Annotated in this window: 1 protein-coding gene; it reads right to left on the reverse strand. The window is 58.1% G+C overall.

All coding sequences use genetic code 11. From position 1 onward, the window contains the following. Positions 1–480, reverse strand: a 480-nt coding sequence (locus ACVOL0_RS20400; RefSeq protein WP_481550633.1) for an IS256 family transposase, incomplete at both ends; no start/stop codon positions are given.

The following is a 480-nucleotide window of genomic DNA, read 5'->3' on the forward strand; positions in this document are numbered from 1 at the left end:
CTGTGCCTGACCATATGCACGATGCATAGTTGCACCGTGGTGTACGGAAACACTGCCTCGATAGCCTCAGGGAAGCCCTTCAGGCCGTCGACACAGGCGATGAAGATGTCTTGCACGCCACGATTACGTAGCTCCGTCACCACTTGCAACCAGAACTTCGCACCCTCGGTTTGGGCCAGCCACAGGCCCAGAACTTCCTTCTCACCGCTCATCGTTATACCGATGGCCAGGTAGACCGCCTTGACTCGAACTGCACTGTCTCGAACTTTGACGTGGATGCAGTCCAAGTACACGATCGGATAGACCGGATCGAGCGGGCGCGCCTGCCACGCCTTGACCTCATCCACCACTGCGTCTGTGACCGATGAAATTAAGCTCGGCGACACCTCGGCCCCGTACATCTCCTCCAGGTGTGCCTGGATCTCGCGCACGGTCATCCCTCGTGCGTACAGTGACAGGATCTTGTCGTCGAACCCACTC

This window comes from Stenotrophomonas sp. STEN021, from assembly GCF_056760175.1.